This window comes from Comamonas antarctica, from assembly GCF_013363755.1.
Taxonomy (GTDB): Bacteria; Pseudomonadota; Gammaproteobacteria; order Burkholderiales; family Burkholderiaceae_C; genus Comamonas; species Comamonas antarctica.
This window is the reverse complement of sequence record NZ_CP054840.1, coordinates 1,687,272-1,701,366: the sequence shown is the minus strand read 5'-3', so window position 1 is coordinate 1,701,366 and position 14,095 is coordinate 1,687,272. Positions and strand designations below refer to the sequence as shown.

Annotated in this window: 16 protein-coding genes; 10 read left to right on the top strand and 6 right to left on the bottom strand. The window is 68.7% G+C overall.

What is annotated here, in order from left to right; translation table 11 throughout:
• The first annotated feature begins 84 nt into the window (after nt 1-84).
• The 5 genes from HUK68_RS08175 to HUK68_RS08155 all read left to right on the top strand — a co-directional run bounded on the left by HUK68_RS08175 (nt 85) and on the right by HUK68_RS08155 (nt 3,740).
• Nucleotides 85-1,578 (top strand): protein adenylyltransferase SelO, encoded by a 1,494-nt coding sequence (locus HUK68_RS08175; RefSeq protein WP_175503744.1) that lies wholly within the window; start codon nt 85-87, stop codon nt 1,576-1,578.
• Nucleotides 1,575-1,988, top strand: coding sequence for a peptide-methionine (R)-S-oxide reductase MsrB (gene msrB / locus HUK68_RS08170; protein WP_175503743.1), 414 nt, complete (start codon nt 1,575-1,577; stop codon nt 1,986-1,988). Before HUK68_RS08175 ends, msrB begins: the two co-directional genes overlap by 4 nt.
• Before the next feature lie 59 nt (nt 1,989-2,047).
• The gene (locus HUK68_RS08165) at nt 2,048-2,611 is read left to right on the top strand and encodes a septation protein A (RefSeq protein ID WP_175503742.1); all 564 of its coding nucleotides are present in this window, start codon (nt 2,048-2,050) and stop codon (nt 2,609-2,611) included.
• Nucleotides 2,608-2,880, top strand: coding sequence for a BolA family protein (locus tag HUK68_RS08160; protein ID WP_175503741.1), 273 nt, complete (start codon nt 2,608-2,610; stop codon nt 2,878-2,880). The genes HUK68_RS08165 and HUK68_RS08160 overlap by 4 nt, the downstream gene beginning before the upstream one ends.
• Nucleotides 2,881-2,954: 74 nt before the next feature.
• Entirely contained in the window at nt 2,955-3,740 is a 786-nt protein-coding gene (locus HUK68_RS08155; protein ID WP_175503740.1) for a peptidylprolyl isomerase, read from the top strand.
• Nucleotides 3,741-3,815: 75 nt separating this feature from the next.
• On the opposite strand, the gene HUK68_RS08150 is transcribed toward HUK68_RS08155, so the two are convergent.
• Nucleotides 3,816-4,055 carry a hypothetical protein gene (locus tag HUK68_RS08150; protein ID WP_175503739.1) on the bottom strand — a complete coding sequence of 80 codons (240 nt, stop codon included), beginning with the start codon at nt 4,053-4,055 and terminating at the stop codon, nt 3,816-3,818.
• A gap of 113 nt (nt 4,056-4,168) precedes the next feature.
• Entirely contained in the window at nt 4,169-4,612 is a 444-nt protein-coding gene (locus HUK68_RS08145) for a hypothetical protein (protein ID WP_175503738.1), read from the bottom strand.
• A 656-nt stretch (nt 4,613-5,268) separates the two neighbouring features.
• Here HUK68_RS08145 and HUK68_RS08140 point away from each other — a divergent pair.
• Nucleotides 5,269-5,724, top strand: coding sequence for an SH3 domain-containing protein (locus tag HUK68_RS08140; protein WP_390887794.1), 456 nt, complete (start codon nt 5,269-5,271; stop codon nt 5,722-5,724).
• Nucleotides 5,725-5,747: 23 nt separating this feature from the next.
• On the opposite strand, the gene thiD is transcribed toward HUK68_RS08140, so the two are convergent.
• The 4 genes from thiD to HUK68_RS08120 all read right to left on the bottom strand — a co-directional run bounded on the left by thiD (nt 5,748) and on the right by HUK68_RS08120 (nt 10,581).
• Complete coding sequence (gene thiD / locus HUK68_RS08135; RefSeq protein ID WP_175503736.1) at nt 5,748-6,626, bottom strand: bifunctional hydroxymethylpyrimidine kinase/phosphomethylpyrimidine kinase; 879 nt, start codon at nt 6,624-6,626, stop codon at nt 5,748-5,750.
• A 75-nt stretch (nt 6,627-6,701) separates the two neighbouring features.
• Nucleotides 6,702-7,499: an ethanolamine ammonia-lyase subunit EutC gene (eutC, locus tag HUK68_RS08130; protein ID WP_175503735.1), complete on the bottom strand. Its 798-nt coding sequence runs from the start codon at nt 7,497-7,499 to the stop codon at nt 6,702-6,704.
• 14 nt (nt 7,500-7,513) lie between these two features.
• Nucleotides 7,514-8,914 carry an ethanolamine ammonia-lyase subunit EutB gene (locus tag HUK68_RS08125; RefSeq protein ID WP_175503734.1) on the bottom strand — a complete coding sequence of 467 codons (1,401 nt, stop codon included), beginning with the start codon at nt 8,912-8,914 and terminating at the stop codon, nt 7,514-7,516.
• A 77-nt stretch (nt 8,915-8,991) separates the two neighbouring features.
• Nucleotides 8,992-10,581 (bottom strand): gamma-glutamyltransferase family protein, encoded by a 1,590-nt coding sequence (locus HUK68_RS08120; RefSeq protein WP_175503733.1) that lies wholly within the window; start codon nt 10,579-10,581, stop codon nt 8,992-8,994.
• Nucleotides 10,582-10,998: 417 nt separating this feature from the next.
• Between HUK68_RS08120 and thiO the strand changes: the two genes are divergently transcribed.
• Genes thiO through HUK68_RS08100 form a run of 4 tightly spaced genes read left to right on the top strand, consistent with a single transcriptional unit; the run spans nt 10,999 to nt 14,088 of the window.
• On the top strand, nt 10,999-12,102 hold the full coding sequence (gene thiO / locus HUK68_RS08115) for a glycine oxidase ThiO (protein WP_175503732.1): 1,104 nt from the start codon (nt 10,999-11,001) through the stop codon (nt 12,100-12,102).
• Between the two features lie 10 nt (nt 12,103-12,112).
• Complete coding sequence (gene thiS, locus HUK68_RS08110; protein ID WP_175503731.1) at nt 12,113-12,310, top strand: sulfur carrier protein ThiS; 198 nt, start codon at nt 12,113-12,115, stop codon at nt 12,308-12,310.
• A gap of 24 nt (nt 12,311-12,334) precedes the next feature.
• Nucleotides 12,335-13,147 (top strand): thiazole synthase, encoded by an 813-nt coding sequence (locus HUK68_RS08105; protein WP_175503730.1) that lies wholly within the window; start codon nt 12,335-12,337, stop codon nt 13,145-13,147.
• 11 nt (nt 13,148-13,158) lie between these two features.
• Complete coding sequence (locus HUK68_RS08100) at nt 13,159-14,088, top strand: thiamine phosphate synthase (RefSeq protein WP_175503729.1); 930 nt, start codon at nt 13,159-13,161, stop codon at nt 14,086-14,088.
• Nucleotides 14,089-14,095 lie beyond the last annotated feature (7 nt).

The following is a 14,095-nucleotide window of genomic DNA, read 5'->3' as shown; positions in this document are numbered from 1 at the left end:
AGCGGAGTGTCACCAAGGCGCGCGGGCAATGCGGCGATGGCCCGACACGCGCCCGGGCTGAACGCCGTGGGTGACAATCCCGGCATGAATTCGCTCGACCCCGCCCACTCCGATCCCGCCGCGCGTCCCGACTGGGGCTGGCAGCCCGGCTTTGCCGCGCTGGGCCCGGCGTTCTTCACCGCGTTGCAACCCACGCCCGTGCCCACGCCCCATTGGGTGGGCACCAGCGCGTCCGCGGCCCGCTTGCTGGCGCTGCCGCCCGGCTGGCTGCACAGCGACGAGGCGCTGCAGGCGCTGAGCGGCAACCAGTTGCTCGCGGGCAGCCAGCCGATGGCCACCGTCTACAGCGGCCACCAGTTCGGCGTCTGGGCCGGGCAGCTTGGCGACGGGCGCGCGATCTTGCTGGGCGAAACCGCGCAAGGCATGGAAATCCAGCTCAAGGGCGCGGGCCGCACGCCCTACTCGCGCGGTGGCGACGGCCGCGCCGTGCTGCGCTCGAGCATCCGCGAGTTCCTCTGCAGCGAGGCCATGCACGCGTTGGGCATCCCGACCACGCGCGCGCTGTGCGTGACCGGCTCGCCGCTGCCGGTGCGGCGCGAGACGCTGGAAACCGCGGCCGTGGTCACGCGCCTCGCGCCCAGCTTCATCCGCTTCGGCCATTTCGAGCATTTCGCCGCGCGCGACATGCAGCCCGAACTGCGCGCGCTGGCCGATTACGTGATCGACCGCTACTACCCGGGCTGCCGCGCCGACGCCACGCCCTACGCCGCGCTGCTGCAGGCGGTGAGCGAGCGCACGGCGGAGCTGCTGGCGCAATGGCAGGCCGTGGGTTTCTGCCATGGCGTGATGAATACCGACAACATGAGCATCCTGGGCCTGACCATCGATTACGGCCCGTTCCAGTTTCTCGACACCTTCGACCCGGGGCATATCTGCAACCACAGCGACGCCCAGGGCCGCTATGCGTTCAACCGCCAGCCGCAGGTCGCCTACTGGAACCTGTTCTGCCTGGCCCAGGCCCTGCTGCCGCTGATCGAAGACGAGGAAGCGGCGCTGGCCGCGCTCGCGGTCTACAAATCCCGCTACGCACTGGCCTTTCTCACGCGCATGCGCGCCAAGCTGGGCCTGGTGTACCGCCAGGACGACGCGCAGCACAGCGACAGCGACGGCGCGCTGGTCGAGCAGCTGCTGGGCCTGCTGGCCGCCAACCGCGTCGACTACACGGTGTTCTGGCTGCGCCTCACGGACGCCGTCGACAGCGGCGATTTCACGCCCGTGCGCGACCTGTTTCTCGACCGCGAGGGCTGGGACGACTGGCTGCGCGGCTATTCGGCGCGCCTGGTGCAGACCGATGGCGCCAGCGCCGTCGCGGTCATGCGCACCAGCAACCCGCGCTATGTGCTGCGCAACCACCTGGGCGAACTGGCCATCCGCGCCGCCCAGGATGGCGACTTCAGCGTGCTGGAGCAACTGCAGCAGGTGCTCGAACGTCCCTACGAGATCCATCCGGAACACACGCAGTGGTCCGGATTTGCGCCAGAATGGGCCTCATCCATCGCCATCAGCTGTTCATCATGAGCTTTCCTACCCAGAAAACCGACGCCCAGTGGCATGCCGTGCTCCAGGAAAAGGGCGCCGAACCCGGCGCCTACCAGATCACGCGCCACGCGGCCACCGAGCGCCCCTACACCGGCAAGTACGAGCAGCACTGGGCCGACGGCAGCTACCACTGCATCTGCTGCGGCGCCAAGCTGTTTGCCTCGGGCACCAAGTTCGACGCCGGTTGCGGCTGGCCCAGCTTTTCGCAGGCCATTCCTGGAACCATCCGCGAGATCATCGATCACAGCCATGGCATGACACGCACCGAAACCGTCTGCGCCGAGTGCGGCGCCCACCTGGGCCATGTGTTCGAAGACGGCCCGCAGCCCACGGGCCTGCGCTACTGCATGAACTCGGCGTCGCTGGACTTCACGCCCAGCACGTCCTGAACCCCGGGCCGCTGTGACCGCAGCGGCCCTGCCCTTTTGTTCCTTGGCCCGCGAGCCCCATGAAACTCCTGATCGACTTCTTCCCCATCATCCTGTTCTTTGTGGCCTTCAAGGTCTGGGGAATCTATGCCGCCACTGCCGTGGCGATTGCCGCCACGGTGGTGCAGATCGCCTACCTGCGCATCCGCAACGGCCGGGTCGAGCCCATGCAATGGGTCAGCCTGGGCGTGATCGTGCTGTTCGGCGGCGCGACGCTGCTGGCCGAGAGCGAAACCTTCATCAAGTGGAAGCCCACGGTGCTGTACTGGCTCATGGGCGGCGCGCTGCTGTTCGGCCAACTGATCTTTGGCAAGAACCTGCTGCGCTCGGTCATGGGCGCGCAGCTGCAGCTGCCCGAAGCGGTGTGGCTCAAGCTCAACTGGGCGTGGACCGCTTTCTTTGCCGTGATGGGCGCGCTCAACCTCTGGATCGCCTTCCACTTCGACACCGACACCTGGGTCAACTTCAAGCTGTTTGGCGGCCTGGGCCTGATGCTGGTGTTCGTGATTGCCCAGGCGCTGTACCTGAGCCGCTACCTCAAGGACGACACCGCCGAAGCGGCCGCGCCCAAGGAACTGCCATGAGCGCGCTGCCCTCCATCAGCGCGGCCGCCATGGAGGCCGCGCTGCGCGCGCGCCTGGCGCCCACGCAGCTCGAAGTCATCGATGAAAGCGGCCTGCATGCCGGCCATGCGGGCGCCAACGGCACCGGTTTCGGCACGCATTTCCGGGTGCGCATCGCCACGCCGGAATTTGCGGGCCGCACGCGCATTGCACGCCATCGCCTTGTGTATGATGCGCTGCAAGACTTCATTGACCAGGGTGTTCATGCCATCGCCATTGAAGCGCTTTGACGACATGCATGCCTGAAGCTGCATGGCAAGGTTGAAGACAACAAACGTCTCTTATTTTTCTTTCGGAATCTCGCATGAATAAACAGATCCTGTCCAGCCTGGTGACGGCTGCCGTCCTGGGTGGCGCTGCCTTTGGCGCTGCGGCGCAAAACCTGGCCGTGGTCAACGGCAAGCCCGTTCCCAAGGAACGCGTGGAAATCCTCAAGCAGCAGATCGAGCGCTCGGGCCGCCCCATCTCTCCCGAGATCGAAGGACAGATCAAGGAAGAAGTCATTGCGCGTGAAGTCTTCATGCAGGAAGCCCACCGCCTGGGCCTCGAAGCCTCGCCCGAATACAAGTCGCAGATGGAACTCGCACGCCAGACCGTGCTGATTCGCGAGCTGTTCGAGGACTTCAAGAAGAAGAACCCGGTCACCGACGCCGAGATCAAGGCCGAGTACGACAAGTTCGTGGCCGCCAACCAGGGCCAGGAATACCGCGCCAGCCACATCCTGGTGCCCACCGAGAACGAAGCCAAGGCCATCATCGCCTCGCTGAAGAAGGGCGGCAACTTCGCCGAGATCGCCAAGAAGCAGTCCAAGGACCCTGGATCGGGCGCCCGCGGCGGCGACCTCGACTGGGCCAATGCCAACAGCTTCGTGCCCGAGTTCACCGAAGCCATGATCAAGCTGCAAAAGGGCAGCTACACCCAGACGCCCGTGAAGAGCCAGTTCGGCTATCACGTGATCCGCCTGGACGACACGCGCCAGGCCGAACTGCCCAAGCTCGAAGACGTCAAGCCGCAAGTGGCCCAGCAACTGGAACAGCAAAAGCTGATGCAATTCCAGGAAGGGCTGCGCGCCAAGGCCAAGGTCGAGTAAGACCGGCCAGCGCCTGCGCTGCGCCAATGCAAAAGAAGCGGCCTCGGCCGCTTTTTTGCGTTTCAGCGGCGCGAATCAGGGACGCGGCGCGTCGGCCCATTTGCGCAAACCGTCGGTGCCCGCCGCGGCGCGCGCCAGCAGCATGCCGGCCAGCGTCGCGTGCAGCACTGCGCGGCCGCGGCCATGGGCGCGCAGCGCGCACAGAAGCAGACCCGCGCCCAGCACGGCCGTGGTGCAGTGCTCATACGGGGCGCTGGCGCGCGAATCGTCATAGGTGATCAGTTCGTGCACGTATTCCTTGACGCTCTTTTCCATGGAATCCTCCTGGAGGCATTGAAAGAAAGCCCCAAAAATAACGCCGTGGGCGCGGCGGCGGAGACAGTTGAGACGGCTGCTGCGTAGTCCCGCGCTGAAGCCGCGGACGCTGCCTACAGCTTGGAGAGGGATTTTTCTGGCCGCGGCATGGCCGCAGTCTGCACGGCGCTGGCAAAGCCGGTGATTTCCTGCGCCGGCCTGGCGGGATGGAACGCGGGCTGGGCAGAATTGAGCGCAAACAGAATACGCCCTTCGCGCGTGCCGCCCAGACGCTGGATCACGATGGCGCCATCGTCATGCACATAGATGCGCAGCTGCGGCACCTTGGGGCTTTGCCAGTAGCAGGGGTTGCTGTCGAGGCAATGCCAGTCGTTTTCTTCCGACATGGTCTTGTGCAGCAGCGCATCGAGGTAGTCTTTGTCGTCGTGGTAGCTGGATTCGACCGCGTGCCAGTGTTTGAGCAGGCTTTCATAGGCCTGCTGGCGCGAAGCACAGGGCTCCATGGCCTCGACACGCTTGAGGAAGGCGACTGCACGGCGCTCGAACTCGTAAAACAATCTGACCTCCTGATATGTAAGCCGATTTCGCCCCAGTGGGTTACGAATAGTCGTCAGTGCGTCTGTTCTAACAGACCGGACTGCCGTCTGTCGAGTAACGTCAACGTAAGTTTCAACCGGTTTCATTTACATCCGGGATTTGCAACCGGCGCTGTATGGTGGGCAGGGTGAAACCAGACAGTGAAAAGGAAGTTCGCATGCACCGTCCGCAGCCCACCGATCCGCCGACTCCTGCCCCCCCTCCACCCGCCGGCCCGGAGGAGACACCGATTGGAGATCCTCCGCCCAGCCCGGCGACAGCCCCGCCGATCGAAGATCCGCGGCCGGCACGCGGCTCGCATTGAGCCCCGCGCTGGAGACACGCACAGCCCTACCGGAAGCGAAAAAGGACGATGTAACCAGATGGTAACAATGGTGACTTCAGGGCATTTCCACGCCGGGATCTAATCCAGTTGGCCGTTTGCTGCGTACCCGCGGCCTCGGTTTGTAACTGGACTTGCGGGCGCACGCCGGCGCCGCAACGGCACGATGCCGAGCCGGCGATGCCGAATTCCGCGCGGTTTCCGGCGTCGCGCGGAACTTCGCTCCAAAGCCAGCACTCCCACAGGCTCTTTCCACCCCCCGACTCTGAGATTGGAGCTGTTTCCGTGCTGTCTTTGACCCGCCGTTTCTCGCATTTCCTTGCCGCTGCCAGCCTGTCCCTCGTGGCACTGGCTCCCACCCTGGCCCAAGCCGCCGAATTCGTCAGCATCAAGGGCAGCACGGTGAACGTACGCGAGAAACCCAGCACCCGCTCGGCCACGCTGTGGGAACTGGGCCGGGGCTACCCCCTGCAGGTGACGCAGCGCCAGGGCAAATGGCTCAAGGTGCGCGATTTCGAGTCAAGCCTGGGCTGGGTGCATGCGCCGCTGACCGCCAAGACGCCGCACATGGTGATCACCGCGCGCACCGCCAACCTGCGCTCGGGTCCGGGCCAGAAATTCAAGCGCGTGGCCCGGCTGGAGCAGCATGAAGTGGTGCGCACGCTGAAGAAGTCCGGCAACTGGGCCCAGGTGCGGCGCGAGAACGGCCAGCAGGGCTGGGTGGCACGCAGTCTGGGCTGGGGCTGGTAAGCCAGGCCAGCCGCGGCCGCAGTTCAGCGGTTGACGATCTTCTGCGCCACCGGCGCATAGCCATGGTTCAACGGGCCATGGCCCGCGCCGGTGCGCACATGGGCGCCGGCGGCAATGGCGCCCAGGATGTAGCTGCGCGCGCGCGCCACGGCCTCGGCCAGCGGCGCACCCGTGGCCAGTTCGGCGGCAATGGCCGATGACAGGGTGCAGCCGGTACCGTGGCCGTTGTGGGTCAAGATGCGCGCCGACTCGAAGCGCTGGCTCAGCCCGCTGCCGTCGACCAATTGGTCCACGACCCAGTCGCCGGGCAGATGCCCGCCCTTGAGCAGCACCGCGGGCGCGCCCAGCGCCAGCAGTTCGCGCGCCGCGCTTTCCAGCGCCGTGAGGCCGTCGATGGGCCGGCCCAGCAGCCAGCCGCCCTCGTCCAGGTTGGGCGTGATCAGTTCGACCAGGGGAAACAGCTCGCTCTTGAGCGCATCGGCGGTTTCGGGCGCGATCAGCCGGTCGCCGCTGGTCGCCACCATGACCGGATCGAGCACCACATGCGGCAGCTTGTATGCGCGGATGGCATCGGCCACCACGCGCACCGTCTCGGGTGTGGCCAGCATGCCGATCTTCACGGCATCGACGCCGATGTCCTGCACCACGGCATCGATCTGCGCCTTGAGCATTTCCGCGGGCACGGCGTGGATCGCGCGCACGCCGCAGGTGTTTTGCGCGGTGATGGCGGCAATGGCCGTCATGCCGAAGCAGCCCAGCGCACTGAAGGTCTTGAGGTCGGCCTGGATGCCGGCGCCGCCGCCGCTGTCCGAGCCGGCAATGGAGAGCACGCGCAGATAGTGCGCCGGGCGCACGGGGGCGGGAGCGGATGGGGCGCAGGCCGCCGGGTGAGGGTTGGTCATGGGGCAAAATTATGGCTGATCTTGGCATCGCCAAAGCCCTTCGGCCGGTGCGCCATGCCGCCGCGGCCCGCGCCGCTATGCCAGGCGGAAGTCCGAGGCGTTCTCATGCGCGAGGCGCGGCAGCGGCGCACTTTCATCCTTGAGCATCACGCCCGTGAGCCCGCGTTCGCGCGCCGCGCGCAGCAGCCAGGCGGCGCGGCGCGCGGCCCCGGGATAGTCCAGGCCCTCGGGCCGCACGTTGGAGATGCAGTTGCGCTCGGCATCGCTGCGGCCGCGCCGCGGCGCCCAGGTCAGGTAGAGACCCAGGCTGTCGGGCGAACTCAGGCCCGGGCGTTCGCCGATCAGCACCAGCACCAGCTGCGCGCCCAGGCGCTCGCCGATATCGTCGCCTATGGCCACCCGCCCCTGCTCCACGAGCACGGCTGGCGTGAGGCGCCAAGCCCGCATATCGGCCTGCAGTTCGGCCAGCAAGGCCGCGAGCAACGGCGCCGCATGCCGCTCCACCGCCAGCGCGGACAATCCGTCGGCCACCACGATGCACAGGTCCTGCGGCTGGCCCTGGCGCTCGGCTTCCAGGGCCGTGGCCGATGCCGTATCGAGCCTGCGGCCCTGGTCCGGGCGCTGCAGGTAGGCCGCGCGATCGCTGGCCTGGCTGTGCGCGCGCAGCGTCGGCACGCCCAGCGCTTCGATGGCGTCTGCCACGGCGCGCACATCGAGCGGCCGATGCACCGCGTCGCGCGCCTGCGCATGGGCCAGCTGGAACGCCAGATGCTGGGCCGTCGGCACGCTGATGCCGCTGCGGCCCAGCGCGATGCGTGCGGGCGTGTGCCGGCGCAGCCGCTCCCAGGGGCTGGCAATCACTTCATCAGGCATGGTCCGCTTCTCCTTCAGCGCAGCAGGTGCGCAAACGGGCCCGCGCCCGCGTCCGCCAGGCGCGCCGTGGCGCCAGGCACGAAGATGCCGGAGCGCTCGAGCCAGGCTTCGAATTCGGGCGCGGGCCGCAGCCCGAGCACGCGCCGCGCATAGAGCGCATCGTGGAACGAGGTGCTCTGGTAGTTGAGCATGACATCGTCCGAACCCGGGATGCCCATGACGAAGGTGCAGCCGGCCACGCCCAGCAGCGTCAGCAGCACGTCCATGTCGTTCTGGTCGGCCTGCGCATGGTTGGTGTAGCAGATGTCGCAGCCCATGGGCAGGCCCAGCAGCTTGCCGCAGAAATGGTCCTCGAGCCCGGCGCGGATGATCTGCCGGCCATCGAACAGGTATTCGGGGCCGATGAATCCGACCACGGTGTTGACCAGCAGTGGATCGAAGCGCCGCGCGACGGCATAGGCGCGCGCCTCGAGGGTCTGCTGGTCGCAGCCATGGTGGCCGTCGGCCGACAGCGCACTGCCCTGCCCGGTCTCGAAATACATCACGTTGCGCCCGCGCTCGCCATCGGCAAACACACTGCCGCGCTGCAGCGCCAGCGCTGCGGCCTGCGCCTCGGCCAGCAGCGCCAGGTCGATGCCGAAGCTGCGGTTGGTGGCCTCGGTGCCGCCGATCGACTGGAACACCAGGTCCACGGGCGCGCCGCGTTCGATGGCCTGCAAGGTGTTGGTCACATGGGTCAGCACGCAGGACTGGGTGGGAATGCCGTACTGCTGGATCACCGCGTCGAGCATCTCCAGCAGGCGCATGACCTGCGGCACGCTGTCGGTGGCCGGGTTGATGCCTATCGTCGCATCGCCCGCGCCGTACATCAGGCCGTCGAGCACGCTGGCCGCGACGCCTGCGGCCGCGTCGGTGGGATGGTTGGGCTGCAGCCGCGTCGACAGGCGCCCGCGCAAGCCGATGGTGTTGCGAAAGCGCGTGGTGACCTGGCACTTGCGCGCCACCTGGATCAGGTCCTGGTGGCGCATCAGCTTGGACACCGCCGCCGCCATCTCGGGCATGAGGCCGGGCGCGAGCGCGGTGAGCGCGGCACCGTCCACGGCGTCGGACAGCAGCCAGTCGCGAAAGCCCCCCACGCTCAGATGGGCCACCGCGGCGAAGGCTTTTGCATCATGGCCATCGATGATCAGCCGCGTGACCTCGTCGGACTCGTAGGGCACCAGCGCTTCCTGCAGGAAGCGCGCCAGCGGCACGTCGGCCAGCGCCAGCTGCGCGGCCACGCGCTCCTCGGCCGAGCGCGCGGCCACGCCCGCGAGCTGGTCGCCCGAACGCTCGGGCGAGGCCCGCGCCAGCAGCTGCGCGAGGCCGTCGAAGACATGGCGGCGCGCGCCTATGGTCTGGTGGTAAACGGTCATATCGGCAAGCGCCCTCCTCCAGGGAATGCGTCCATTGTCGGCATCCTGGCGGCCGGCGCAAGGGCAGACGGCCGCAATCAATAGCCCAGCGCGCAACCGTCCTTGCGGGGATCGGAGCCGCCCTGCAGCACGCCCCGCTCCCAGTCGATCAGGATGGCCTGCGCGCCGCCGATCGCCATGCCGGGCTTGATCAGCGTATGGCCCATGCGCACAAGCGCCGCGCGCGTGGCCTCGGGCAGCGTGGCTTCGGCTTCGACCTGGCGGGTTCCAGGCACCGGAAACACGCGCGGCAGGTCGATGGCCGTCTGCGGGTCGAGGCCGTAGTCGAACACCTTGGCCACCAGGTGCGCATGGCCCATGGCCTGGTAGTGCCCGCCCATCACGCCAAACGGCATGCGCACCCGGCCGTCCTGCACCGCCATGCCGGGAATGATGGTGTGCAACGGGCGCTTGCGGCCCGCGATGGTGTTCGCATGGCCGGGCTGCAGCGAGAAGCTCTGGCCGCGGTTGTGCAGCAGCACGCCGCCAGGCGCGACCAGCCCGCTGCCGAACGGCTGGAAGATCGAATTGATGAAGCTCGCGCAGTTGCGCTCCTTGTCGACGACGCAGATATAGACCGTGTCCTTGTGCGCGGCGGGCTCGGGCATGTCGACGCGTGGCGCGGCCTGCTCAGGGTCGATGCGCGCGCGCAGCTCCTGCGCGAACTCCATGGACAGCAGCCGCTGCACATCGACCGGGCCGTGCAGCGGATCGCCGAGCCAGGCATCGCGCGCGGCATAGGCCAGGCGCGTGGCCTCGATCTCCAGATGCAGGCGCTCGGGCGAGGTCGGATCGCCATCCGCCGGGAAACCCGACAGGATGTTCATGATCAGCAGCGCGATCAGGCCCTGGCCGTTGGGCGGGCATTCGAGGATGTCCACGCCGCGAAACCGCGTGCGGATCGGCGTGACGTATTCACCGCGGCACGCCGCGAAATCCGCGGCCGTGTGCAGCCCGCCGCGCGCCTGCAGGAAGCCGACCATGCCGTCGGCGATCGTGCCCTCGTAGAACGCGTCGCGCCCGCCGGCGGCAATCGCGCGCAGCGTCGCCGCGAGCTCGCGCAGGTGGTGGACATCGCCCGCGGCGGGCGCCTGGCCGCCGCGCAGATAGATGCGCGCGGCCTCGGGGTCCTGGCGCAGCAGCGCGGCATTCGCGGCCCAGTCGGCGGCGCAGCGCGGCGCCACCGCAAAGCCCTGCTCGGCCAACGCGATCGCGGGTTGCAGCAGCTCGCCCAGCGGCCGCGTGCCATGGTCGGCGGCCAGCGTCGCCCAGGCATCGACCGCGCCGGGCACGCTCACCACATGCGCCGAATGGCGGGTCCATTCGGTCACGCCCTTTTGCGCCAGCGCCGCGGGCGTCGCCGCGGCCGGCGCGCGGCCCGAGCCATTGAAGGCCAGCACATCGTCGCGCCCGCCACGCGCGTAGAGCGCAAAGCAGTCGCCGCCAATGCCGGTCGAGCCGGGTTCGACCACGCCCTGCACGGCGCACGCGGCGATGGCGGCGTCCATGGCGTTGCCGCCGGCCTGCAGCACGTTGACGGCTGCGAGCGTGGCCGCCGGGTGCGAGGTCGCGGCCATGCCGTTGCGGGCCATGACCAGAGAGCGGCCGGGAAGTTCGAAATTGCGCATGGTTCGAGAGGGGGTTGTGGATGCAAGGGCTGCGCTGTCGGCGGCGCCACCAGGGCCGCGCGCGGCGCGGACCATTGCTTTTTACCAAGACTCCCGCAAAACCCTGCTGCCGGTGCAGCCGGATAGCGGGCGAGGATGTTGACCTGGATCGACGCAGCATGGCCGCGCCTGTGCTGTAATTCAGGTTCAACGGACGAAACAGGGGTGTCCCGCTGCCCGCCGCTTGCCTTAGCGCAAACGGATCGCGCAGCGCGCGACTGAGAAACACCCTGGGGCACGGGCGCATGCGCCCCCGGCTGTGCGCAGCCGCGGCCCCGACACCCGATCCAGGTCATACTGGCGTGGGGAGTTTCCTGCAAAGCGTGGCCACGCCTTTTTGTCCTGCCGTATCGAACGGGACTAATCGACGGGACTCCCATGCCTTGCCTTCAACCTTCCTCGCGCATTGCCATCATGGGCGCGGGTCTCATGGGCCGCCTGTTGGCCTGCACGCTGGCGCGCCAGGGCCACCGCATCGCGCTGTACGACGCGCAGGGGCCGCAGGCCGATGGCGCGGCGGCGCGCGTGGCGGCGGCCATGCTCGCGCCGCTGGCCGAATCGGCCGTCACCGAGCCCGGCGTGGTGCGCATGGGCCAGCACGCGCTGCAGCGCTGGCCGCAGCTGATTGCCGAACTCGACGCGCCGGTGTTCTTCCAGCAAAACGGCACGCTGGTGCTGTGGCACCGCCAGGACGCGGGCGACGCGCAGCGCCTGTGCGGGCTGTTCGAGAAGAACCGCCGCATCAATTCCACGCTGCCGGCCCTGCAGATGCTGTCGGGCCAGGATCTGCATGCCATCGAGCCCGCCACCACGCATCGCTTCGCCCAGGGCGCCTACCTGCCCGATGAAGGCCAGCTCGACAACCGCCAGCTGCTGGATGCACTGCTCGCCACGCTGACCCGGCTGGGCGTCGAGATGCACTGGCAGGCGCCGCGCGAACTGGCCGATTTCACGCCCGGCGGCGCGGGCCAGCCCGACTGGGTGCTGGACTGCCGCGGCCTGGGCGCGCGCCGCGCCTGGCCGCAGCTGCGCGGCGTGCGCGGCGAAGTGGTGCGCGTGCATGCGCCCGAGGTCACGCTGCAGCGCCCGACGCGGCTGGTGCATCCGCGCTACCCGCTGTACATCGCGCCCAAGGAAGACCATCTGTTCGTGATCGGCGCCACGGAAATCGAGTCCGACGACATGTCCCCGCCGAGCGTGCGCTCCACGCTGGAGCTGTTGAGCGCGGCCTACACCGTGCACTCGGGCTTTGCCGAGGCACGCATCGTGGAAATCGCCACCCAGTGCCGCCCGACCCTGCCCGACAACCTGCCCGCGGTGCGCCGCCTGTCCGAGCGCGTGCTCGAAGTCAACGGCCTGTACCGCCACGGCTTCATGATCTCGCCAGCCATGCTCGACATCGTGCTCGAGCTGCTGGCGACGGGCGACTCCGCGCTGGCGCGCCGCTTCGACGTTCCCGTGCATACCGCCCCCGCCCCTTGACGAGCCCACCATGAACATTCTTCTCAACCAACAGCCCCTGGCCCTGGCCGAAGGCGCGAGCCTGGCCGACGCGCTCGCGCAGCTGGCGCTGCGCCCGCCCTATGCGGTGGCCCTCAACACGCAGTTCGTGCCGCGCACGCACTATGCGGCCCGGCCGCTGCAGGAAGGCGACCGTGTCGAGGTCGTCTCTCCCGTCACCGGCGGCTGACCCCTGTATCCACCCATTCAAAAAATGAACGCCACTGCCACCACCGCCGATCCGCTGGTCCTCTACGGCCAGACCTTCCATAGCCGCCTGCTGCTGGGCACCTCGCGCTATCCCTCGCCCGCCGTGCTCGAAGCCGCCGTCAAGCGTTCGCGCCCGGCCATGCTCACCGCCTCGCTGCGCCGCCAGGGCAGCCAGCCGGCCGAGACCGGCGCGAGCTTCTGGGAACTGCTGCGCCGCCTCGACGTGCCGGTGCTGCCCAACACCGCGGGCTGCCTGAGCATCCAGGAGGCCGTGACCACGGCGCAGATGGCGCGCGAGGTGTTCGACACGCCCTGGATCAAGCTCGAGCTGATCGGCGACGACTACACGCTGCAACCCGACACGCTGAACCTGGTCGAGGCCGCATCGATCCTGATCAAGGACGGCTTCCAGGTGCTGCCCTACTGCACCGAGGATCTGGTGCTGTGCCAGCGCCTGGTCGATGTTGGCTGCCAGGCCGTGATGCCCTGGGCCGCGCCCATCGGTACCGGCCGCGGCCCGGTCAACCCCTATGCGTTGCAGACGCTGCGCGAGCGCCTGCAGGTGCCGATGATCGTCGACGCCGGCCTGGGCCGTCCGTCCCATGCCTGCCAGGTCATGGAATGGGGCTTCGATGGCGTGCTGCTCAACACCGCGGTGGCGCTGTCGCAAGACCCGGTGGCCATGGCCGGCGCGTTTGCCGACGCCACCCATGCGGGCCGCGCGGCCTGGCATGCGGGCGCGATGGCCGAGCAGCATTCCGCCCAGCCCAGCACGCCGGTGCTGGGCACGCCGTTCTGGCACCATGACAGCCAGTGAAAGCCGCCGCCATGACCCCTGCCGAAATCGACGCCCTGGCCCACGCCATCGTCCAGCACCACGCCCCGGACTTCGCGCCCGCAGGCAGCGAGCGCGGCGCGCTGCCGCCCCAGCCCGTGCCGTCTCCCAGCCAGGCGCAGCCCGCCTATCTGGCCGCATTGCAGGCCTGCAGCGCGCTGGGCTTCATTGCCGTCGACGCCGAATGCCTGGCCCGGGCCTGGCAGGCGCAGACCGAGCGCACCGGGCATTTCGACGCCACGCACTGGCCGGACGACCCGCGCGACTTCGGCATGGTCGAGGCCGGCGCCGCCCTGCCCCCGGCATTTGCCGCCTGCCCGCGCTCGCTGGGACTGTATGCGGTGCTGCCCGACGCGCAATGGGCGGGCCGCATGGCGCGCGCCGGCGTGCCGACGGTGCAGCTGCGCTTCAAGTCGGAAGACCCGGTCGCCGTCGAGCGCGAAGTGCGCGCCGCGGTGGCCGCGGTGCAGGGCACGCCCGCGCTGCTGTTCATCAACGACCACTGGCAGGCGGCCATCGACGCCGGCGCCTATGGCGTGCACGTGGGGCAGGAGGATCTCGACGCGATGCAGGCCGAGGACCTGGCGCGCATCCGCGCGGCAGGCCTGCGCCTGGGCGTCAGTACCCATGGCTACGCCGAGATGGTGCGTGCCCAGGCGGTGCGTCCGAGCTATGTCGCGCTGGGCGCGGTGTTCCCGACCACGCTCAAGCGCATGGCCACGGCGCCGCAGGGCCTGACGCGGCTGGCGGCCTACGTGCGGCTGATGCAGCAATACCCGCTGGTGGCGATTGGCGGCATTGGCGCGGAGCAGTTTCCCGAGGTGTTGGCCACGGGCGCGGGCTCGATTGCCGTGGTGCGCGCGCTGGTCAACGCCGCCGACCCCGAAGCGCAAGCCCGCGCGCTGCAAGCCGCCTGGGGCTGAGCGCCGG